The sequence below is a fragment of the Selenomonas ruminantium AC2024 genome (assembly GCF_000687995.1).
Classification (GTDB): Bacteria; Bacillota; Negativicutes; order Selenomonadales; family Selenomonadaceae; genus Selenomonas_A; species Selenomonas_A ruminantium_B.
Genome location: NZ_JIAC01000001.1, coordinates 1037716 through 1060216, shown reverse-complemented (window position 1 = coordinate 1060216; position 22501 = coordinate 1037716). Strand labels below are relative to the sequence as shown.

Here is a 22501-nt window from a genome sequence, read left to right as displayed (position 1 = left end):
TACTTTGCCATACACAAAGGCAATTACATCACAAAGTAGCTGCCCATAAATGCCAGGGTCACAAGGCACAGCACAGCGCAGAGGCCCATGCTCAGTGCACTAATCACATTCTGGACGCGGGGACCTTTCGCAATACCCCAGGTCATGCAGAAGGTGGTGATACCATTGCAGAAATGGAAGATGGCAGCAAACATACCGAGGATGTAGAGAACGGCATAAACAGGATTTGCTACGAAGTAGTTCTGCAGAAGTTCATAGGAAATGGGCACGCCAGCGATACCTTTGGTGAAGATACGCAGGTAGAAGATGTGCCATACGAGGAACACTACCAGGAACCAAGCCGTCCAGCGCTGGAGAGCGAACTGCCAGTTGCGGACATAGCCATAGCGTTCCGGATTGTTCTTAGCCTGCAGGCAGATGTAGATGCCATAGATGGCATGGAAGAGCAGCGGTGCTGCGATTGCACCAATTTCCAGTCCGAGGAAAATCGGATGCGGAATGAGCTCCATCATTGCCAGGGCTCCGTTAAGTGCAGGAGCGCCGCCAAGAGCCATGGAGTTGGTGAAGATATGCTCAAAGAGCACCATGCCCAGCGCCAAGAGGCCCACTAGTGAATGCAGACGACGCACGTAAAAAGTTGTGTGAAACATTCTATACCTCCTAAAATAATTCCTGGAATAGTGGGCAAAATCTCGTGCCCGCCTTGTTCCACTCTTTTACCTTTATCAGTAGCCTTTCAGCGTACGATACTTAGCCTGATTCGTCTCGTAAAGGTTGTTGCCTTCACAGTCGATTACGACGATAGCGGGGAAGTCCTCAACGGTGAGGCGGGCCACAGCTTCAGGGCCAAGCTCAGGATAAGCGAGAACTTCATACTTCTTGACGGACTTAGCAATCAGGGCAGCAGCACCACCCACGGCAGCAAAGTAAGTCACGCCGTTTTTCTTCATGGACTCAACGACTTCCTTGGAACGGGAGCCTTTGCCAATCATGCCCTTGATGCCCTGTTCGAGCATTGTCGGGGTGTAGGCATCCATACGGCCGGAGGTCGTCGGGCCGCAGGAACCGATGGGGTCACCCGGTTTTGCCGGCGTCGGGCCAAGATAATAAACCATCTGATTCTGCCAGTCAACCGGCAGTTTTTCGCCACGGGCAAGCGCTTCCGTCATTGCCTTGTGGGCAGCGTCACGGGCAGCGATGATTTCGCCCGAGATCAGTACCGCATCGCCTGCTTTAAGCTTGCGGCTCATTTCTTCCGTAAACGGAGTCTGAATCCGAATCTGTTCAGCCATTTATATTTCCTCCCGTCTTCCATCAAAGTACACGCTGTTTATGACGCATAGCGTGGCAGCAAATCGTTACAGCTACCGGCAGGCCTGCAATATGCGTGGGGCCCCACTCTACGTTTACAGCCAGTGCCGAGGTGTTGCCGCCCAGCTGGGGGCCAATACCCGTCTGATTGATGAGTTCAAGGAGTTCGCCTTCCAGTTTGGCGTATTCCGGCATCGGGTTGCGTTCGTCAACAGAACGCGTCAGAGCCAGTTTGGAAAGGAGGGCTGCTCTGTCCATGGTACCACCGATACCAACGCCGACAACCATCGGCGGGCACGGATTCATGCTGGCATGGAGGATGATGTCCATAACGGCTTTCTTAACGCCTTCCACGCCATCAGCGGGCACCAGCATCTTAACGCCGGACTTGTTCTCGGAACCAAAGCCCTTCGGAGCTACGGTGATTTTGAGCTTGTCACCGGCTACAATCTTCGTGTAGATAACACCCGGCGTGTTGTCCTTGGTGTTTACACGGTTGAAGAGCGGTTCGCCGACCACGGATTTACGCAGATAACCTTCGGTGTAGCCTTTGGAAATACCGGCATTTACGGCATCTTCCAGCAGGCCGCCCGTAATGTGCAGATCCTGACCAACTTCCAGGAATACGATGGTCATGCCCGTATCCTGGCAGTAAGGACGGTCTTCTGCCTTGGCGATTTCCGCATTGCGGATAATCTGGTCGAGAACATTCTGGCCAACCGGAGAAGTCTCCGTTTCTCTTGCCTTCTTCATGGCGTTATACACGTCATCCGGAAGGTAATAGGCCGCTTCTTTGCACATCTGTGCCACGGTTTCCGTGATTTGTTTTGCGTCAATTTCTCGCAAAGTAATCCCTCCCATAAATACACTTTATCACACATCAGCAGGCACATAATAACACATTTTCTATTAGTTTTCAAGCATTCTGAAAATGCCATCTAACCGCATAAATAGTGAATCGCGTTCACTTTTTGTATTCTTTGTTACCTCTTAGCGTGACTATTATCACATCAATATTAATATTAGATATTCGCAAAAAAAATCCTGCTAAAAGCAGGACTTTTTTATAAAAAAATATAAAATTTTTCTATTTGATAACGATTATACGATTAATAAAATTTATATTCTTATCAGTTTTACACAAGGAGATTTATCGGGCTGCAAATCCATCACCATGAAAGAACCATTGCTTGCATCCCGTGGACGTGATATGCTGCCAGGATTTAATATCAGCACATCACCTTTCATCTCCTCTACTGCCACATGCGTATGACCGTAGACTGCAATATCCGCGCCGACATCCAAGGCTGCCTGCTGCAAATTGTTCAGGCCAAAATTCACGCCGAACAAATGGCCATGTGTCAAAAGGATGGTATGGCCTGCAATATCGACGGTTTCATAGTCAGGCAGACGGCCTCCGGGCCAGTCGTTATTGCCTGCTACACGGATGACTTCCTTATCCGTCACCATAGCCAGATAGTCCGCGTCCATGGCAATATCCCCGGCAAAGAGCCACAGTTTCACATTCCTGGCTTCTTTACAGGCCAGCATCGTATCAAGATACTGGTAGCCGCCGTGGCTGTCGCTGACAATGCCTATCTTCATGCCAGATGCTCCTCTAATTTCTGCGTCAGCTTGCGCAGAGCCCGTCCCCGATGGCTGATGCGGTTCTTTTCCTCCATGGTCAGTTCTGCCATGGTACGGCCAGCATATTCATTGGTGTAGAAATACGGGTCATAGCCAAACCCATTCTTGCCATGGGGAATTTTCCTTACGACGCCATCGCAGCGGCCATCTGCCGTCAGAAGCGTACCATCCGTATCCGCAAAGCAAAGACTGCAGCGATAGTTCGCCGGAGATTCTTCCACATCGGCAATGCAGAGTTCTTCCAGCATCTTCTGATTGTTGGCCCAATCCTCGGCATTATAACCGGCATAGCGGGAGGAATACACGCCAGGACGGCCGCCCAATACAGCTACTTCCAGCCCGGAATCATCCGCGAGGCAGGCACAGCCTGTTTTTTCCATATAAAACTTCGCCTTGATGGCCGCATTTTCTGCAAAGGTTTCCCCGTCTTCAATGGCATTGGGCAGCTGCCCAAATTCCGACAAAGCCACCACTTCCACAGGCAGATGTGCAAAAGCATCCTTCATTTCCCGAACTTTGCCTGCATTTTTCGTGGCAATGACAATCTTCTTCATGTAAAACTCCCCTAAAATTATCCTTCTCGGCCAACCAGCCAGACCAGTTGGCTCCCCAATATATCTTTCTCGTAGGAAATCAGCTCACGGCAGCCTTTCTCCCCCAGAGAAAGCAGGCTATTAAGTTCCTGATGGTCAAAGGGACGGCCCTCTCCTGTCCCCTGTACCTCCACGAACTTGCCAAAGCCCGTCATCACGACATTCATATCCACCATAGCCGTGGAATCTTCCTCATAGCACAAGTCCAGCAGAGGCTCATTGTCGGCGCTTATGCCCACACTGATAGCTGCGAGAAAGTCCTTGACGGGAAAGATTCCCCCCTTCTGATAGAAGGTCGCACAGGCCTCCACCAAAGCCACAAAAGCACCAGTGATGGAAGCCGTGCGCGTACCGCCATCGGCCTGAATCACATCACAGTCAATCATGATGGTACGCTCGCCCAAAGCCTTGGTATCCACCACAGAGCGCAGAGAACGGCCGATAAGCCGCTCGATTTCCTGGGTGCGGCCGGACTGTTTGCCCTTCACCGCTTCCCTCTGCGTGCGGGTTCCTGTGGCGCTGGGCAGCAGGGAATACTCCGCCGTAATCCAGCCTTCGCCAGTGCCTTTCAGAAAGAAGGGCACTCTCTCCTCCACGGTTGCCGCACAGATTACCTTGGTGTTGCCCATCTCGATAAGCACGGAACCTGCGGGATACTTTTGAAATTTGCGGTGAATTTTACAGGGGCGCAGTTCGTCTGCGGCACGGTGCCTAAAACGCTCCATATCATCACTCCTAAAAAAGAGCCGTGAACTAGCACAGCTCTCCTTACAATCACTTTATTTGCTTTCCTGATACTGCTTGTAATTCTTAATAATGCAGATTGGCGTCTTCTGGGAAGCGTTGCCGAACGGATTATCAATGAGCAGATTGCGGGCAATCTCGCCGTCCGTACCTTCGGTAATGCCCACCACGCGGCTGCGCTTGAGGTCATTAACGTCAGCAATCATAGCACCAAAGCAGCCCAGGCGTTCCTTGATGCGCTTTACGACTTCATACGGTTCGCCCGGCCCGTAAACGATGCACTTATCAAACGGAGGCATGGTGCCCGTAACATCGTCAATCATGGCCGTTTCCTTGCCGCCCCAAACGTAGAACATACCGCTCTTGCCAAAGATTTTGGCCACAAAGCCAGCGAACAGAGCAAAGGCTACCCGCCATTTGCCTTCTACATCCATCAGGGACTGCATGCCATGCGGCGAAGCAAGAGAACCGTAGTCCGGAATGAAGCGGCAGCAGAATTTAGCCAGACCGGAGATTTTGAGGTCCTCAGGACGCACGAAGCGGCCCTGGGTGATGGCTACTACAGATTCAGCGCAGCAGAGCAGGTCATTTTCACCGATTTTATCTTTCGTGTAATGCTCGATGGCATCCACAATATCATCTTTTTCCGTCAGGATGCGCGTAGGCACCGGGATAAGTTTCATTTCGTCAGCCATTTCAGTGCCTCCTTAGTCCTTCACCAGCTGTACGCCAGCCAGTTTTGCAATTTCTTCCGCCGTGATTTCGATGCGCAGCTTGTTGTAATGCTGAACAGCGCGGCCCGTTTCCTGCCAGATGAAGTCCACAGGCAGGTCAACCATATGAGACAGTGCTTCATCAAGGCTCATGCCCTTGCGCGGGGTCAGCTTGATTTTGGCAAAGACGTTCAGGCTGTCTTCGCCAGCCTTGTCGCCCTTCTTCTGGATGATAACGGCCTCGAAGTAATCGTCCTCACGAACTTCGCCCTCGCGCTCCGCCTTGGCACGCACTTCAATGCCGTCATACTGCTCGTAGGGCAACTGGCTGCGGCAGATAGCATCCATGATGGTTGCGCACTGCTTGCCTTCATTATAGAAGTGCAGCTTCTTGGACAGAACAAGACTGTTTTCGTCCTTGCTCAAAAGTTCTACCGGGCTGCTCGTATCCACGCGGATGTCCTCCCAGCCCAGATAGGCCAAAACGAGTTTCGTCACGCAGATAACAATCAGGATGACGAGTAACACTATGGTCAAAAAACTCACGATAATTCCTCCCTAGAATTCCCTGCTTATTCTTTATTTTGCGCCTCTGCCACTGCCTTTTCTTTTTCCATAGCAGCCTGCAGACGCGTAAGATACTTTTCCGGCAGACGGGTGATATGGCCCGTCTCCTTGCTGGTGTAGACGTTCTGGGATTTGCCCGTCACCAGCACTTCCCCGGTCTCCTTCCGCAAGATGCGGTATTTGAAACACATCTTGACCTTGGTAAGAGCCGTAGCCGTGGTTTCAATGATGAGGTTATCATCAAACTTACCCGGAGAAACGTATTTGGCGCTGATGTCCGTAATGGGGAACACATAGCCGTCATCCATCATTTCCGTCAACGTAATGCCAATCTCGCGCAGGTACGCCACCCGGCCGATTTCAAACCAACGGATGTAGTTGGCGTGATGAACCACCGCCATGGCGTCCGTGTCGTAGAAGTTTACATGATGTTCGATATTTACTGGCACAAGAATTCCTCCTTAACACTTTACGCACAATGTATAGACTAGAACAAAAACACCGTAAAGTCAAGTTATGAATGCCTTAAATCCGATACATCTTCTCCAGCCGGGAAAGGCAGTTTTCCAGCCGTTCCAATTCCACGACATCCGTGACCTGACGGCCGGAGTAAAAGTACGTGACCGTCTGGGGATTGTGCTCCAGCTGATTGCGCTCCTTGAGGCGGCGGATAAGTTCCCGCACCGTGCCCTCATTGCCGTCCACAAACTGCACATTGTCCGGCAAAAGTTCCCGTAAGGTGTCCTTAAAATAGTTGAAGTGCGTGCAGCCCAATACCAGCGAGGAGTATTTTGACAAGTCAAATTGCGCAAGCTCCCCCCGCAGGTAATCCGTCACCGCCGGCGAGTTGAACTCCTGGCGTTCTGCAAATGTCACCAGCTCCGGCAAAGCCAGTCTATCCACCAGATGGTCCTTATCCACTTTTTCAATCAAAAGTTCCATCTTGCGCCCCTTTACGGTAATGGGCGTAGCCGTCACCAGCACGCGTTTCGTGCCGTCCATATCCAGCGCCTTCTTGGCCGCCGGCTCCATGCCGATAATGGGCAAATCATAACGGCGGCGCATCTCCGCCACCGCCACCGAGGTTGCCGTATTGCAGGCCACCACAATGGCCTTTACATCCTGTTTCAATAAGAAGTCAAAGGCCTCGCCCACAAATCTTTGCACATCCTCCGTGCTCTTGGTGCCGTAAGGAACATTATCCTCATCGGCATAGAATATAAACTCCTCATGGGGCAGAACCTTCATAGCATGATGCAGTACCGAAAGGCCTCCCATGCCGGAATCAAAAAAGGCAATTTTCAACGCCCTCAACTCCTGAACTTGCAAATTCTATCTTTAATATGTAACGAAACAAAGTAGCAACGTATGATAGTATAGCGCAATCACCGTCATTTGACAAGTTTAGGGGCCACCTGCTATAATAATTCTGTTGACTAATGGAGAGGTACTCAAGTGGTTGAAGAGTCCGGTCTTGAAAACCGGTAGGCTCGAAAGGGTGCGTGGGTTCGAATCCCACCCTCTCCGCCATATAAATAATGGAGTGGTACTCAAGAGGCTGAAGAGGACGGTTTGCTAAATCGTTAGGCTGGGTAACCGGTGCGGAGGTTCGAATCCTCTCCACTCCGCCACTAGAAAATACGGAGCTGCAACAAATGCAAAAGCATTTGCCGCAGCTCCTTTTTATTCCAGATTACCAGTTAACTCGTGCTAAAGTTATCCCGTTCATACGTTATCTGGGACGAACGAGAAGTGATTTTTCTGTTTTCCGCTAAACGACCCCCTCGGAAAATAGCAATGTCCAGTTACCCGCGCCGGGCAGGCCAACGGCGCTGCTTTCAGCGTATTTGCTTAGTTGCTTCCTACAGGGGCCGGCCTTCACTGCGTTCAGGCAGTCGCTCCTGACAGAAAAATCACTCCCCGCCCGCCCCAAACTGCGGATTATGCAATCGGCAAGAACTCGTTGCTCCCGTTACAAGAACATTGATGTGCTTGCTGCTTGTCACCGTGAAAATGCCATCTTATACGAACATCACTTAGGGCGGAGGTGGGGATGCTTTTGCGCAAACGAGCGACTGCCCGAACGCAGTGAGGGATGGCCCGCAAACATTAGTTACTGGATATTGAGTTGAACATACGCGCCGCCGGCCTGCCCGGCGCTGGTAACTAGAAAGCGCTATTTATGCTGGCGGGTCATTTTAGCGAGCGGCGCAAAAGTATTCCCACCTCCGCCCCACTGAGTTGTAACAGGTTGTATTTAATAACGCATTGACAAACTGCAATTTGCACAACAAAAAGGCTCCGCAAATGCGGAGCCGTAATCCTCAATGGAGCTGATTATAGGACTTGAACCTACGACCTGCTCATTACGAATGAGCTGCTCTACCAACTGAGCTAAATCAGCAATATTTATGGAGCTGATTATAGGATTCGAACCTACGACCTGCTCATTACGAATGAGCTGCTCTACCAACTGAGCTAAATCAGCAACATCTGCCACTTTCCGTGACTGACAGACTATATTATAAGCGAAAGTGGCCACTTATGTCAATATCTTTTTTTCAAAATCTTTTCAGACCGAACCAGCCGTCCTGTGCATTCCAGAAAACCTGTGCCCGCCAGTCCATATTTCCACGGGCAGTATAGCTCGTAATAATGAGCTGCTGGTTCTCAATGGTCGCCTTCAGTTCATGCCATCTATCGGTACGGAATCCCAGATTGGCAAAGCTGTTCCAGGACACATACGTGGTCCAGGCACCGCCAATATGATTTCCCACGAGCCAGTAGCCGCAGTTCTTACCCTCACGGGTAGCAGCGATTTCAAAAATACGCATAGCCGGATCTGCAGTTTCCACGGCTCTTACGCTGTAGTCCACACCGCTGTAAATGCCATCGAAGCTGCTGAAGGACAGGAAATCCTTCGTGCCATCTGCACTCATCAGGCGCAGAACCTTGCCATCCGACACGAACTTAATCTTTTGCCCATTCTCATCACTGGCCGTAACCGTTTTATTGGCAATGGTCATTGCCTGGCTTACACCGGTAATATTCATAGCACTGGCAGAAGCTGCAGAACCAGCTACTACGGAAGATGCCAACAATGCACATGCCAAAAACTTTGCCAATCGATTCATAAAAGAAACACCCCTTCTAAATTTGACTCTTAGTTATTATTCCACACTTCCGCCCAGATTCCTTCTAAAAATATAAAAATCCCCACAGGTATAAGTTCCTGCGAGGATTTTATATACAGCAATCAATGCTCACACAGCTGATAGTCCGTATCGCTGTCGATAATCTGCAGCATGACATCCGCAAACTGCGGGTCAAACTGAGTACCACGGCCCTTGGCAATTTCACTGCGCACCACATTCTGAGGCAGCACATCGCGGTAACTGCGCCGGGATGTCATGGCATCATAAGCATCCGCCACAGCAATCACCCGGGCATAAACCGGAATCTGACTACCGGCAAAACCGTCCGGATAACCCTTGCCATCATAACGCTCATGATGGGAACGGGCGCCCACGGAAAGCTCCGGGAACTCGGCTACCAAATCCAGAATCTCGGAGCCGATAACCGTATGCTGCTTAATCTGTCCATATTCATAATCCGTAAGACGTGTGGTCTTGTTGATGATGGCTTCCGGCACACCGATTTTGCCAATATCATGGAGCAGCCCCATAAAGTATATCTTGCGCTGCTCTTCCTCGAGCCAACCCAATTTATGAGCAATATGACGAGCATAGCGGGCCACACGCTGGGAATGACCGCGGGTATAGGCGTCCTTGGCATCGATGGTCTTTGCCAGTGCCATAACCGTCTCTTCAAAGAGCCGTTCACTGGCCGCCAGCCGGTCTTCTGCCAGCTTGGTCTGACGATGAACCTCTTCTTTTAATTTGCGGTGCAGGTACTCCATCTCCAGTACCTGTTCCACCTTTTTGACTACGATGATGGGGATAAACGGCTTGCGGATAATATCAGTACCGCCTGCCATAACCACCGCAGCCTCTGCCTTCTGTGTCTGGTCACTGCTCAGCATAATGACGGGCAGGTCTTCAAACCGAGAATCCGCACGCAACGTACGCAGAAGCTCAAAACCGTCCATATCGGGGAGCTTGACCGACAACAGCAGCAAATCAACGTTATTCCTTTTAATGTACGTTAAAGCTTCGCCACCGGTCTTAACCCCGTCAAACTGCACACGGGGTTCAAGCATCTGCTGAAGTCTCATGCGGTCGCTGTCAATACCGTCAACCACCAGCACGGAAGTCTGCATCATTTGGGAAATTTGCATGTATTCGATCGTCCTTGCTTGACTAGAAAAAAACTCTGCAATTCATTTTGCCCTATTTTGCAGAAAAAATCAAGCATCCGACATGAAAATTTTAGCTATATATGCTCTGTTTTGCCGCCTGGTCCTTGAGAATGCTGATTAACACATCCGAAACCACCTTTTCCCAGTCAAATTCGCGGCTGTTCCGCTGCGGTGTCTGCTTTTTCCGCGGTTCCTCAGCGGCAGGTGGATAAGCATGGCGCTTAGCGCGCAGCATAGCCGCCTCGATATCACGGTCCTGATGTCCCGAAGCATCCCAAGCCCGGGCCAGTTTCCCATAAGCCATTTCCCACTGTTCCCGGTCGGAATAGATAAGTCCCTGATAGTAGTAAGTCCGCCAGACTGGATATATCTTATCATTGTGAGGAGTGGATTCTGCAGCGGAAAAATCATTCAGCGCCTGATTGTCCAGATTGCGCTCATAGTAAGCGCGGCCCCGCAGGTAATAAGCATAGGCTAGCGGACTGTCCGTCACCTTGCTGTCGGCGATGACCTTATCAAGTTCTGCGATAGCCCGGCGCTGTTCGCCCTGCTGAATGTAACGGGCACAGCGGTCAAAGACATCCTGCAGCGAATACTGGTTTTCCAGTTCCGTGCCGATTTTCTTCTTTTCCTGACCCTTGGCTTGCTTGTATTTCTCTAAGAGTTCCTCATTCTGCTTTTTGAGTGCATCCCGCTCCTGCTGCAACTTTTCCAGCTTGTTGCGGTTTTCCAGCAGATTTTTCAAGTCAATCTTATCCGTATCCACTTCACAGGTAAGGGTGACGGTGTATTTCCATACACCTGCCGTAAGTGTCGGTTCTGCCTTTTCCTGCATGACCTTCAGCACGGCACCGGATATAATCTTCACATCATCCGCACTAAGCTCCATATTTTGACTGCGGGAGTAGCTTTCCACATATACCCCTGCTTTTTCCGTAGCGGAGCGCATAGCCTCCTGTCGGGCTGCATCCTTGGCAATTTTCGGCGAATCATTTTCCCCCATGATGTACACGCCGCTGGCCGTTATAATCTGCGGGGCAGCCGCACCAATAGCCGGAAGCCCCACCAGACAGCACACAGCCCAAAGCAGGGCCCCCATCAACATCCTTCTCATCATATCCACCCTCCCCAGAATTAAGCTTCTACTTTTATATCGTATATTATACTACATAATTTAAGCAAAATTGTTGACAAAGTCATTAAAATTCAATTAAAAATTATGCCAAATACGACAAAAGGCGCCCAAGCGCCTTGTTGTCAATTATTATAGGTAGGAATAGCTTTTTTGGTCAGTTTACTGGTCAGCCAGCCAAAATTCATTGCCAAGTAGCGTCCCACCTGTTCTCCAATATATTTTTTGCCATAGTAGTCAGGGTGCAGCCCGTCGGTGGTATAAGTTGACCGCAGATTGCCCATGCTGTCCGTCAGAGCCGTGGCCACATCCACATGATACTGCTGGCGCATTACCCAGTCATTGACATACTGCTGATGTTTTTTCCAGTCATAAGGCGGCTGGTCAATATGTGCCCGGCTCACCATCATAGTCGGATTGATAGGCGTGGGCGTCAAAAATACCACGATAATGCCATAGGCATCGCATTTTTCCTTGATGGCCTGCAGATTGGCTACAGTCTGTGAGCCAAAGGTGCCCAGGCGATAGTCATTGACGCCACCCATTACGACCAAAACTCTGGGCGAAGCCGGCAGTACATCCCGCTCGAAGCGTTCCAGCATGGCCTCGGTGGTATTGCCGCTAAAGCCCAGGTTCTTCACTGGAACCTGACTGTAGGATTCCCAGTCATAGAGCAGATAGCCCGGGGATACCGACATGGCGCCGCCCCCGTGGGTAATGCTGTCCCCAAGTGCCGCAAAGGGAGGCTTTTCCCCTTCTACCGTGAAATAGCTTTTTTCCGACCAGCCGCTTAACGGACTGCCGTCGCTGTTTAAGGAGCGCACCCGCCAGTAATATTTCCCCGGCAGGGTGTAGCCGCCATCCTCGTAAACATCATATTCGCCCCCGTTCAGGGTACGGATAAGTTTTTCTCCAGCCTCTGTCACCCGATAGACCTGCACCTCATGCTGCTTAGCCTTGCCATAAGGAATCCAGGAAAATACCGGGTAAAGGGGCATATAGTCCATGTGCTCAAACTGAGTAGTCGGCTTAGGCGCATTCACATTCAGCTTGCCACCCGCCGTGATGGGTTTGGGCTTGGAAAAGTGCATATTCCCCACTGGCCTGCCGTTGTAATCCAGCGGGCAGACTTTCCAGTAAAAGCCTGCGGCCTCGGCGCCAAAGGATGATAAATCCACCGTGAGACCGTTGGTATACACCTGATTATAGGTAAGGGCAATATTTTCCCGGGTATCTTCCGCCGATTTCAGGATAACCACCTGATAGCGTACCGCACTGGGAATTTCCTTCCATACTAATTGCACATTTTTTATCTGCATAGCTGTCTGACCCTCACTTGGCGGGGCCGTCTTCTCCGTATTGACCACCGTATGGCCAAAATTTATCCGCACATTGTCGGTCTGGGTTTCCGCGCTGGCACCGCCCATGTTCAGCAACATGCCGGCAGCCAGGGCCAGCATTCCCGTCAACAGACGGACTTTTCCTGATTTCAACAACTGGCAAACCTCCTGAAAGCAACTTAAATTAGATATTACTATCATATCACGGAAAAAGGGTTGTGCCAACATTTGGCCAACCCTTTTAACCGGCAAATATCCTTGCCTATATTATGAAATTAGAAGCGGAAGCTGGACAGAGCAGCCTGCTGGTCCTGTGCCAGTTTGGCCAGTGCTTCACTGGCTGCGGCAATTTCCTCAGCAGAGGCGGACTGTTCTTCCGTGGCAGCGGATACAGCCTGCATTTCGCTGGCCACCTTGCCGCTGTAGCTGTTGATATCGTTCATCTCGCTGGCGATGTCATTGGTGGCATCTGCCATGGCGTTGATAGACTCCGTCACATGGCTGATTTCGCCGGATACACCGACTACCAGCTGATTGATTTCCTCAAACATGGTACGCAGGGATTCCACGCTCTGTGCGCCTTCCACCACTGCTTCACGGCCGGTACGCATAGAAAGCACAGCTTCTTCCGTATCGCCCTGAATCTCCTTGATGATTTTGGCAATTTTTTCAGCAGATTCCTTGGATTCCTGCGCGAGCTTGCCGACTTCACCGGCTACCACCGTAAAGCCACGGCCATGTTCACCAGCGCGGGCCGCTTCGATAGAAGCGTTAAGGGCCAGCAGATTGGTCTGTTCGGCGATGCCCGTCATGGTATCTACGATTTCACCGATTTCCTTGGAGCGTTCACCCAGACGGTCAACCATCTTGGCAGAAGCCGTAACGGTTTCCTCAACATCCTTAATCTGACGGACGGAATCATCAATGGCCTGATTGCCCTTTTCAGCGCGCGTAGCAGCGGCGTTGGAATTTGCCTCTACCTGGTCGGACTTCTGACGGATTTCTTCTACAGAAGCCTCGGCGCTCTGAACGGCTTCATTGCTGTCCATGACAGATTTCTGCTGATGCTCAACAGATTCCACAACCTCCGTGGCAGACTGCGCTACCTGCGTAGCAGCCTGAGCAGCCTGACCAGCGCTGGCCGTGAGTTCCTCGGAGGAAGCTGCCAGCTGTTCAGCAGATTCGCTGACATGACGCATCAGCTTGTTCAGGGTCTTACGCATATCCTGCATAGCGGCATCCATCTGACCCAGTTCGTCCCCACGGGGTTCATAATTGCTATTGAGACGGAAGTCCCCATCCTTCATGCGGTTGCATTCCATAACCATTCTGTCCAGATTGGTCATAATATCGCGAACGATGAAGAAGGCAATGCCCATCAGCACCGCAAAGCACAACAGAGTCGTAACAATCATCGCAGTCATGGTGCTGGCATTGCGTTCAACGATTTCCTCATTGAGTGCATCCGCATTGTCATCTGCTACCTTCTGCAAAGCTACAAGACTCTTTAAGAGTTCCTGTGTTACACCGGCTTCCACGCCTTTGTAATACACCCAAGCTTCCTGGGTTTTGCCGGCATCTGCCAGCTTGCGGGCTTCCTGAATCCCATTTTTATATTCCGCCCACTTCTTTTCCGTATTGGGAATTTCGGCAGCTGCTTTATCTGCTCTCATGCCCAAAGCCTTATATTCCGGCCATTTCGTTTCATAGCTTTTCATCGCTTCGTCGATAGAAGCATTAATCTGTGCATCCTTCGGGTCGAGAATATGCTTTACAATGCGCACCTGAATCATACGCATGTAATTGATTTCATCGCCCAACATACGGGTTGCTTTCAGTTTACGGGAATACATGTTGTCAATATCGTCACTTGCCTGACTCATAGCCCGATAACCAGAAAAACTCAAAATTGCCATGCCCATGATGCCGATAACAACCAGCACCAATATCTTGGCTCCAATACGAACGTCCTTTAGTCTCATTTCCACACATGCCTTTCTACGTCGGCCGTATCCCTGCGGCCTCTCGATTTTACTTACGTCTTTTTTCCATTCTCGCTATATTTTTGCCAAAAATATGTGCTAACTTTATCACATGTTTAGGACTTTCGCACTAGGAAAGTTTATTCATAATTAACGAATTGATTATTATTTTTATACAAATTAAAGAATGACCGCTAATCTATTTGTGATTAGCGGTCATTCTTAGGATATATTTATATTTTAGTTACCTATAAGCGACATTTTCCTTTAATAAATACCATCTATATTTTTTTCTTATGGTTGAAACTAAAATCATTATCAGCATATTTCCTAAAAACGGAAGTGAGACAACGCTTCCTGCTGACTCTGCGCCAACGTTGCCAGTGCTTCACTGGCTGCAGCGATTTCCTCTGCCGAAGCAGACTGTTCTTCCGTGGCGGCAGATACCGACTGCATTTCACTGGCCACTTTGCCGCTGTAGGTGTTGATATCATTCATCTCACCAACTATTTCGTTGGTGGCATCAGCAACCGAATGAATAGCTTCCGTAACTTGGCTGATTTCCTCGGACACTCCCACTACCAACTGATTGATTTCCTCAAACATGGTGCGCAGTCCCCCAACACTTTGTGCGCCTTCAATAACAGCAGCCTTGCCAGAACGCATGGCGATAACCGCATCTTCTGTATCACTCTGAATTTCCTTGATAAGGCTCGCAATCTTTTCTGCAGATTCTTTGGATTCATGCGCCAGCTTGCCCACTTCTTCTGCCACCACTTTGAAGCCACGACCATGATCACCGGCGCGGGCCGCTTCGATAGAAGCATTCAACGCCAACAGATTGGTCTGTTCGGCAATTCCTGTCATGGTGTCCACGATTTCCCCAATTTCCTTGGAGCGTTCACCCAAACGTTCTACCATCATGGCAGAGGAAGTTACTGTTACCTCTACATCCTTGATCTGACGCACAGACACATCAATGGATTGATTGCCTTCATCTGCCCGCTGAGCAACAGCTGCGGAATTTTCCTCCACCTTGGCGGATTGCTGACGAATTTCCTCCACGGAGCTTTCCGCATTTTGTACGGACACATTGCTTTCCATAACAGCTTTCTGCTGGTGTTCCACCGACTCCACCACATCCGTAGACGACTGCGCCACCTGTGTTGCAGCCTGAGCAGCCTGCCCGGCACTGGCAGAAAGTTCTTCAGACGAAGCCGCCATCTGTTCGGCAGATTCGCTGACCTTGCGCATCAAATCGTTGAGTTCCTTGCGCATTTCCTGCATAGCAGCTTCCATCTGTCCCAACTCGTCTCCACGCGGTTCGTAATGATCATTAAGACGGAAGTCCCCTGTCTTCATCTCATTACACTCTGCCACCATCTTGTCCAAAGTGGTCATAATGTCGCGGATGATGAAGAAGGCCACCGCCATCAAAGCCAGGAAACACAATACCGTCGTCACAATCATCATGAACATCTCATGTGCATTGGTCGCTGTGACTTCCTCATTCATCGCATCCGCATTGTCATTGGCCAGTTTCTCCAGATTATGCAGACTGGCCACCAAATCCTTGGTAATGCCATTTTCCATCTTTTTGTAATGTTCCCAAGCTTCCTGTTTTTTACCTGCATCCGTAAGCCGCTTTACTTCCATAATTCCTTGACGATATTCAACCCATTGTTTCTCCACTTCAGGAATATGCGGGGCAACATTATCAGCCCGCATAGCCAGTTCCCGGTACTGTGGCCAGGTCTTTTCATAGCTTTCCAAAGATTCTTTCACATAGGTAACAATCTGCTCATCCTTAGGATCAATGATATGCTTGGTAACCCCCAGCTGAACTTTGCGGGTATAGTTGATTTCATTTCCCAGCAGGCGGGTTGCCTTTAATTTGCGGTGGTACATATTATCCAGGTCATCCCCGGCCTTGCTCATGGCACTATAGCCTGAAAAACTCAGAATCGCCATGCCGATAATACCTATTACCACCAACACCAAGATTTTAACTCCAATACGAATGTCTTTTAATCTCATTTCCTCACACGCCTTTCTACGTTGGCCGTATCCCTCGGCCGCTCGGTTCTGTTTACATCTTTATGATTCTGTGAAAATCACTTTAGAATCATAACATGAATTTGGGACTTTTGCACTAGAAAAGTTTATTCATAATCGGTAAATTGATGATTATTTTCACACTAATTAAGATATATAACCATATCATTCTAGTTTATATAGGTGTTTTTTCATTATTATACTTTATTTGTGATACATATCGTATAACTCACGCTAATATACTCATGTATATTTTTTGTATTCATCATATGAGTTTATAGATAAAGATGGCCCCTCCCCTAAATTGACATGTCAATCCGAATGAATCAACCAGCAGTACAAAGCAAGCGACAGGCGGGGGCTGGCTGACAGGAGCGTTTGGCGCGGAACGTTAAGAAAATATTTTTTATCAAAAAGGGGCTGGAAAAGTCAACTGTCTGAGCGACAGCGAGTTTTGACTTTTCCAGCCCCTTTATTGAAGATAAAAAATATTTTTAGTTCCGCGCCTCAGCGCATGCCAGCCAATCCCCGCCTGTTGCGCCTTTTGCCTCGAACCAGAGCAGCGTAATCATTTGGCATTGTATGCATTTCTCTCTGCCTGCAGTTCCTCAATCGTAAGATTCCGCAAGTAGGACTTATGCTCCTCATCTCTCTGATACACGAACCCTACATGGCTGACGAAGGGCTCAATCGTGGCGATTTTTAGGAGCGGCGTCACCACGAGCAGCTGCAAATCGAGTTTCTTGAACAGTTCCAAGCCGAAGCGGGCACTTTCATCCGAGCTCTTGAGGAAGGCTTCGTCAATGACAACAAAGCGGAAGGACTGCTCACCGGCGCGTCTGCCCCGCAGTCCGAAGTTGTAGACAATGCTGGCGGCCAGTATCGTATAGGCCAGCTTTTCCTTCTGACCGCCGGACTTACCGCCGGAGTCGGTGTAGTGCTCGTACTCCTTGTCCATATCCGGAGCAGGATTGCGCCACAATTCCGAAGCCGCAAAGACAAACCAGTTGCGCACATCGATAATCTCACTGCGCCAGCGGGCATCCACATCTGTCATGCCAGGACGGCCCTGCAGGCGTTCCAAAATTCTGGCCACCTGCTGGAATTTTTCCTCGCTGTAGCTGTTGTCCATATTCCCTGTCAGGGCATCATCGGTGCAGGCCCGCAAATCACGGCGGAACTGCTGAATGGTATCGCTGACGGCAGGGTTGCACTCAATCTGAATGTAGCGGCCCTCATTGTAGTCGATTTCCGCCAGTGAGTCATTAATCAGCGCAATCCTGTCGTGAATCTCATGGCAGGCCTCCTCCAGATGAGTCTGGAACAGGGCAATCTGATTGATGGTGTTTTCCCGCAGCAGATGGCTGAACCGGCTTTCAAACTTCGGCAAATCATCTTCCTGCAGACGGTGCAGCAGTGCCGTATAATCCTGATAGCCCTCCGGAGCAGCCAGCAGTTCACTGGCCGACTCCGGATATTCCTGCCGGAACTCCGTCATGGCCTTGACCAGTTCTTCGCTGGTCTTTTGCAGTTTTTCCCCCAACTGATGGGTGCGGGTGTTCAGCCACTGGTTATACTCCTTCTGCTGCAGGCTGCGCTTCTGCATATCAAACTGCGGACTGCCCAATTTCTCCAAGGCCAGGGCGGCGTAATGCTGCAACAGGGGATAGCCCTTCTCCCGGTCGTCACTTTCTGCCCCGGCAAAGAGTTCCTCATCCATGACCATTTCCGCCTTGTGCAGGCGAATGCGTTCAGCCAGCTGGCTGCGCTGATTCTTATAGTCATCCAGCGCCGCATAATCTGCGCCGATTTCCTGCTTGAGGCGCTGTTCTTCGGCCTGCAGCTGTTTGAGTACATCATTTTCCGCCCGCAGTTTTTCCACCTGTGCCTTGAGCTGTGCCATACGCTCCAGCAGCGGCTCTATATGGATTTCCGCAAAGGAGGTTACCACTCCGGCCCGGACGATGGCCTCGCTCTGCTCCCGGAGTTTTTTCACGGCCCGTTTCGCCTGATTTTCCTTCTGCAAGAAGAACTTCTGCTCCTCGCGCCGGTCTTCCATTTCCATCTGCAGGGCCTGAATCTTTTTGAGATTGGAAAAGCCCAATACATAATAGCGCTGGTCGTGGATATCGTGGCGGTCGTCCTTTTCGTGGCGCTTACCGCCAGTCTTGACCTGACCAGCTTTGGTCAGGGCAAATTTTGCCTGCCGGAATTCCTTGATGTTCTCACAGCAGATATGGTTGAAGCGGGTCAGAAGTTCCGCTTCGAGCCAGGGAGCCAGTGGACTGTCCTCCTTGATATGGAGTTTCTGACACACGGCGTCCTCGTGCACATTGGCATTGACCTGTTCAGGGTAGGCCGGCACACGGAAGTAAACCATGCGCATCTTGAGGTCATGGCGTTCCATCCAGTCAGCCACTTCCCCATAGTGAACCTCTGGCACCAGCAGGGATATGCCGAAACTGCGCAGCAAGCGCTCAATGGCACCTTCCCACTCAGCCTCCTCCTCTTTCACGGCGATAAGTTCCCCGGCAAAGGGCATTTCACTTTCGGCAAGATTCAGGGCCTTGCAGATTTCCTCGCGCACAGCGATGAATTTCTGGGGAATATTGGACTTGCGTCTGGCCAGCGAATCGATTTCTGCCTGAATGCGGCGCTCCTCCTGCTCCGCTTCCTGACGGTTGGCCTTCATGGTGCTGGCTTCCGCCGTCAATTCTTCCTGCTGTGCCTCGCACTCTGCCTTGCGGCTGGCCAGTTTTTCCTGCAGCAGGGCGAAGTCTTCCTCGTCCGCGGGCAAAGTCATTTCTAATGCGGAAAGTTCCTGCTGGAATTTTTCCCGGCTGGCTTCGCACTGCGCCTTGCGCTCCGTAACCTTGTCGAGCTGATGGCGCACTTCGTCGAGCTGCGCACCGCCGTTGCGGGCGATATTGCCCTGCAGTACCGTTAGCTCTCCCTGCTTTTCCTGCATGCTCTTGCCCTGCTGCGTAATTTTCTCTTCCAGGCGCCTAAGCTGCGGCTCCATGGCTGCTAACTGTTCTTCTCTGGCCTTGTAGTCCTGCTGGGCATACCAGCTTTCGAGCACCTTCTGCATGGCCTGAAACTCGTCCTGCTGACGGTTGTCCCGGGCATAGCTTTCCCCAAGCACTTCGATGGGCTGGAGCATCTTCTGCTGTTTCTTGGCCTTCTGCACAGCCTGATGGGCAGCTTCCAAATCATGGTACTGCCGCAGCATCAGTTCCACTTCCTGCTCCGTCTCCGGCACTTCGAGCATATTCTGGCGTACGAAGCTCGTGAGGCTGTCCACCTTCTTCATGGACACGGTCTGTTGGAACAAATCCATGGCCTGTACCTGACGGATGCCGAAAATCTTACGAAACTCGTGACCATACTGCGGATAATCGTCAAAGGTCTTGATGAAGGCATCTTTTTCCAAGGCCTTGCGGAAAGCTCGCATATCCCCGCCAATCTGGGAGAACCTGTCCTTGATGGAAAGGGTCTTCTGCGCGAGCACATAGAAGCGCTTGGGATAGCTGGCCGTTTCCTCTGGGAACCAGAACACCTGCGCCAAAGTCACCGTGCGGCCAAAGTTTTTATCCGCAAAGACGCCCAAAATCACGCTGTATTTATTCTTATCGCGCAGGGCTTCGGGACGGCCACCGCCGTTATCCGTGCGCTTTTGACCATAGTAGCCCCGCACATAGGACGTCAGACTGCGCTCCTTGGCGCTGGCATCGGCTGCCTTGTTGTAGGTGACTTTCCGCGGGGGCACGAGCAGGGTCAGCAGGGCATCCACCAGGGTGGACTTGCCCGAGCCCACATCACCGGTCAAAAGCGACATTTCCCCGCTTAACTCCAACGACCAAATCCGGCTATCAAAAGTGCCCCAGTTATAAACCTCCAGACGTTCCAGACGGAAGCCCAAGGGGATATTTTCATTTTCCTCATTCGTTGCGAACAAATTCATCTAACAGCCCCTCCTCTCCCTCATTTTCATCGCTCTTATCTTCGGCTGCGCCCTGATGAAGCATCTGTCCATGGGCTTCGTATTCCGCAAGCTTCTCATTGAAATCGCTGAGCCACTGGGCATCCACGAAACTGCGCAGCACAGGGCGTACCTCATACTCATCCTCCGAGCCCTTGAGCTTCTGCAAAAAGCCCAGCTGCATCACCTGTCCAATGGTATGTTCCAAAGACTGGCGGAATTTCATTTCGTTACCGGGCACAGGCAGGAAGGGTTCCATGCGCCGCATGATATCAGCAAAGGATATGACCAGACGGGTATCACCGCTGGCAGTATCCTGCTCGCCTAACGCCTTTCTAAGCTGCACCAACAGCATGGACACGGGGTAACTCAACTGATAGCGCTGTACCAACCGGGGCAGCCCTGCCGCATCCTCCTGCTTAAGGTAAGCATACTCATCCACTTCATCTATTATTAGAATCAGGCCAATGCGCCGGAAATAATCACTGAGCGCACTCCTGTCATTTACGATAAACTGCCACAGGACTTCGTCCCTGCCGCGGCTCACAATCCCCTTCAAAAGGGTTATCGCAGCCCGGGAAAAATTCTCTTCATTGCGTTCCGTCATTTCTTCTACTGTACTCAAAACGCCCCTGCTCCTTTCCGAAAGGTAATCTGCTCGCAGACCGCCAGTAATTTGCGGCCGTCCCGCTCAAAGACCAGACGTTCCAGCCTGTCCTCGGTAAAGCCTGCCGCATCCCGGCTGGCCAGCACCAGATAGCCCAAGAGTTCCGACAGCCCCAGTTCCAGCGGATGAACCGCCAAAACCTCAGCGAGCGTCACTTCATCCCGCTCGGCCAGTAAATCCGCCACATGGGCCTTTAGTTTTTCCTTGTCCACCACGACCTGCTCGAAGATGGCGGCAATGCTGCCACTGCTGCCATCCCCCTCGGTAAGTTCCGGACTTTCGAGCCGTGTCTTTTTCGGCGGAGCATAAAGGCGCCGCTCCATGGGCAGTTGGACTTTGGGCAGGGTATCCATTTCCATGACCAGGCCGGAAGTCCCCGCTCCCCGCCTGTCTACAGCCTTGCTTTCGATGCTCTGAATGAGCTGATAGATGCTGCGCTCCTCCCGCAGATAATCCTCATCCACATAGCGGCGAAGCTGGGCAGAAAGCTGCCCCAATGTCTTTTGCACGGCGGCTGCGGCCTGCACCCATTCCCGGTGAATATCCCGCAGACTGTGCTCCTGAACAATTCCCTGGACTACTTCGGCACTTTCCACCTGCTGCAGCGTCTCACGCAAATCGTCCTGCTGCTGGGACAGCATCAAAAAACGCCAAAAGGCCATAAAACTGCGGCCCTGCTCCGACTTGCGGATGATGTCGCTTTCGCTGAAAATCTTTTCCAAGAGTTCGCCCTTGCCGCGGGTCCACTTCACCACATCAGCCTGCACCTGACGCGTCAATTCCCGGAAGTTTTCCTCCACTTCGCGGAAATCCGCGAGGATAGCCGTCGCCGTGGCCTCGGCCTGCAAGAAGCGCTCCTTGACCTGCACATCATCCAGCTGCGGCTTCACCTCGCCGGTTTCCTCGATGGCTTTGATTTCAGCGGCAATTTTTTCCTGCTGACTCGTGAGATACGCCAGCCGGTGCTCGGCATTAGTATCCGTTTCCTGGGAGATTTCGTGCAGTAGGTTGAACACCGTACGCAGGCGAGACTCTGTACCGATAAAGTCCTGCTTATGGAGGCTCAGCAGCCACTCCACCGCCTTCTGGGCCGGTGCAGTCAAATCGTAGTACCAGTCCCCATGGTATTCGTATTTTCTGAGCCAGCCATAACTGCTGTCTGCCCACATTTCCAGATAATCCTTGGGCGAGCGGGCAAATTCTCCTTCCTGCCGGGTGCAGTCGTAGAGGAACATATCCAGTGCTTCCAACAGTTCCTGCGCTTCAATGCCGCGGCGCTTAGGGCCAATAAACGTCTGATAGAAAAACGCCGCCGCCAAAGGCGCATAATCGGCCCGCAGCAGCCGCCAGGCGGCATGATTCTGCCGCAAATCCCGCAGGTGCTCGTAGCTCATGTATTTATTCTTTTTGGGCATAAAAATCCCCCTTATAAAAAAGCCTTCCCCTCCGG

At 51.1% G+C, this 22501-nt stretch carries 19 protein-coding genes and 4 tRNA genes; 2 read left to right on the top strand and 21 right to left on the bottom strand.

Annotation, left to right across the window (positions count from 1 at the left end; translation table 11 throughout):
• Positions 1 to 23 precede the first annotated feature (23 nt).
• The 10 genes from P157_RS0104925 to murI form a co-directional block, all read right to left on the bottom strand.
• Positions 24 to 650, bottom strand: coding sequence for a succinate dehydrogenase (locus P157_RS0104925; protein ID WP_026760018.1), 627 nt, complete (start codon positions 648 to 650; stop codon positions 24 to 26).
• 75 nt (positions 651 to 725) lie between these two features.
• Positions 726 to 1292, bottom strand: a complete 567-nt coding sequence (locus P157_RS0104920) for a Fe-S-containing hydro-lyase (protein WP_014423664.1) — start codon at positions 1290 to 1292, stop codon at positions 726 to 728.
• A 22-nt stretch (positions 1293 to 1314) separates the two neighbouring features.
• On the bottom strand, positions 1315 to 2157 hold the full coding sequence (locus tag P157_RS0104915; protein WP_014423663.1) for a fumarate hydratase: 843 nt from the start codon (positions 2155 to 2157) through the stop codon (positions 1315 to 1317).
• A gap of 273 nt (positions 2158 to 2430) precedes the next feature.
• Positions 2431 to 2916: a metallophosphoesterase family protein gene (locus tag P157_RS0104910; protein WP_026760017.1), complete on the bottom strand. Its 486-nt coding sequence runs from the start codon at positions 2914 to 2916 to the stop codon at positions 2431 to 2433.
• On the bottom strand, positions 2913 to 3512 hold the full coding sequence (locus P157_RS0104905; protein WP_026760016.1) for an XTP/dITP diphosphatase: 600 nt from the start codon (positions 3510 to 3512) through the stop codon (positions 2913 to 2915). The genes P157_RS0104910 and P157_RS0104905 overlap by 4 nt, the downstream gene beginning before the upstream one ends.
• A gap of 17 nt (positions 3513 to 3529) precedes the next feature.
• Positions 3530 to 4276 carry a ribonuclease PH gene (gene rph / locus P157_RS0104900; RefSeq protein ID WP_026760015.1) on the bottom strand — a complete coding sequence of 249 codons (747 nt, stop codon included), beginning with the start codon at positions 4274 to 4276 and terminating at the stop codon, positions 3530 to 3532.
• A gap of 54 nt (positions 4277 to 4330) precedes the next feature.
• Positions 4331 to 4990: a coenzyme F420-0:L-glutamate ligase gene (locus tag P157_RS0104895; RefSeq protein ID WP_026760014.1), complete on the bottom strand. Its 660-nt coding sequence runs from the start codon at positions 4988 to 4990 to the stop codon at positions 4331 to 4333.
• A 12-nt stretch (positions 4991 to 5002) separates the two neighbouring features.
• On the bottom strand, positions 5003 to 5554 hold the full coding sequence (locus tag P157_RS0104890; RefSeq protein ID WP_026760013.1) for a hypothetical protein: 552 nt from the start codon (positions 5552 to 5554) through the stop codon (positions 5003 to 5005).
• 26 nt (positions 5555 to 5580) lie between these two features.
• Positions 5581 to 6024 (bottom strand): acyl-CoA thioesterase, encoded by a 444-nt coding sequence (locus P157_RS0104885; RefSeq protein ID WP_026760012.1) that lies wholly within the window; start codon positions 6022 to 6024, stop codon positions 5581 to 5583.
• 76 nt (positions 6025 to 6100) lie between these two features.
• Positions 6101 to 6880 (bottom strand): glutamate racemase, encoded by a 780-nt coding sequence (gene murI, locus P157_RS0104880; RefSeq protein WP_026760011.1) that lies wholly within the window; start codon positions 6878 to 6880, stop codon positions 6101 to 6103.
• Positions 6881 to 7016: 136 nt separating this feature from the next.
• Between murI and P157_RS0104875 the strand changes: the two genes are divergently transcribed.
• Positions 7017 to 7105 (top strand) — tRNA-Ser (locus tag P157_RS0104875).
• Between the two features lie 10 nt (positions 7106 to 7115).
• Positions 7116 to 7206 (top strand) — tRNA-Ser (locus P157_RS0104870).
• Positions 7207 to 7903: 697 nt separating this feature from the next.
• Here the strand turns inward: P157_RS0104870 and P157_RS0104865 are convergent.
• The 11 genes from P157_RS0104865 to P157_RS0104815 form a co-directional block, all read right to left on the bottom strand.
• A tRNA-Thr gene (locus tag P157_RS0104865) sits at positions 7904 to 7979 on the bottom strand.
• An 8-nt stretch (positions 7980 to 7987) separates the two neighbouring features.
• Positions 7988 to 8063 (bottom strand) — tRNA-Thr (locus P157_RS0104860).
• Between the two features lie 73 nt (positions 8064 to 8136).
• Complete coding sequence (locus P157_RS0104855) at positions 8137 to 8709, bottom strand: hypothetical protein (RefSeq protein ID WP_026760010.1); 573 nt, start codon at positions 8707 to 8709, stop codon at positions 8137 to 8139.
• 122 nt (positions 8710 to 8831) lie between these two features.
• A complete protein-coding gene (locus tag P157_RS0104850; RefSeq protein WP_051598503.1) occupies positions 8832 to 9872 on the bottom strand; it encodes an HD-GYP domain-containing protein in 1041 nt (346 codons plus the stop codon).
• 91 nt (positions 9873 to 9963) lie between these two features.
• Complete coding sequence (locus P157_RS0104845) at positions 9964 to 11010, bottom strand: hypothetical protein (RefSeq protein ID WP_037353066.1); 1047 nt, start codon at positions 11008 to 11010, stop codon at positions 9964 to 9966.
• 140 nt (positions 11011 to 11150) lie between these two features.
• Positions 11151 to 12521, bottom strand: coding sequence for an SGNH/GDSL hydrolase family protein (locus P157_RS0104840; protein ID WP_026760007.1), 1371 nt, complete (start codon positions 12519 to 12521; stop codon positions 11151 to 11153).
• 119 nt (positions 12522 to 12640) lie between these two features.
• Positions 12641 to 14347, bottom strand: a complete 1707-nt coding sequence (locus P157_RS13905; protein ID WP_072000141.1) for a methyl-accepting chemotaxis protein — start codon at positions 14345 to 14347, stop codon at positions 12641 to 12643.
• Positions 14348 to 14677: 330 nt separating this feature from the next.
• Complete coding sequence (locus P157_RS13900; RefSeq protein WP_072000140.1) at positions 14678 to 16384, bottom strand: methyl-accepting chemotaxis protein; 1707 nt, start codon at positions 16382 to 16384, stop codon at positions 14678 to 14680.
• 586 nt (positions 16385 to 16970) lie between these two features.
• Positions 16971 to 20366, bottom strand: coding sequence for an ATP-binding protein (locus P157_RS0104825; protein ID WP_026760006.1), 3396 nt, complete (start codon positions 20364 to 20366; stop codon positions 16971 to 16973).
• The gene (locus tag P157_RS0104820; protein ID WP_051598500.1) at positions 20344 to 21009 is read right to left on the bottom strand and encodes a DUF4194 domain-containing protein; all 666 of its coding nucleotides are present in this window, start codon (positions 21007 to 21009) and stop codon (positions 20344 to 20346) included. Before P157_RS0104820 ends, P157_RS0104825 begins: the two co-directional genes overlap by 23 nt.
• Complete coding sequence (locus P157_RS0104815) at positions 21006 to 22466, bottom strand: DUF3375 domain-containing protein (protein WP_051598499.1); 1461 nt, start codon at positions 22464 to 22466, stop codon at positions 21006 to 21008. Before P157_RS0104815 ends, P157_RS0104820 begins: the two co-directional genes overlap by 4 nt.
• Positions 22467 to 22501: the final 35 nt, after the last annotated feature.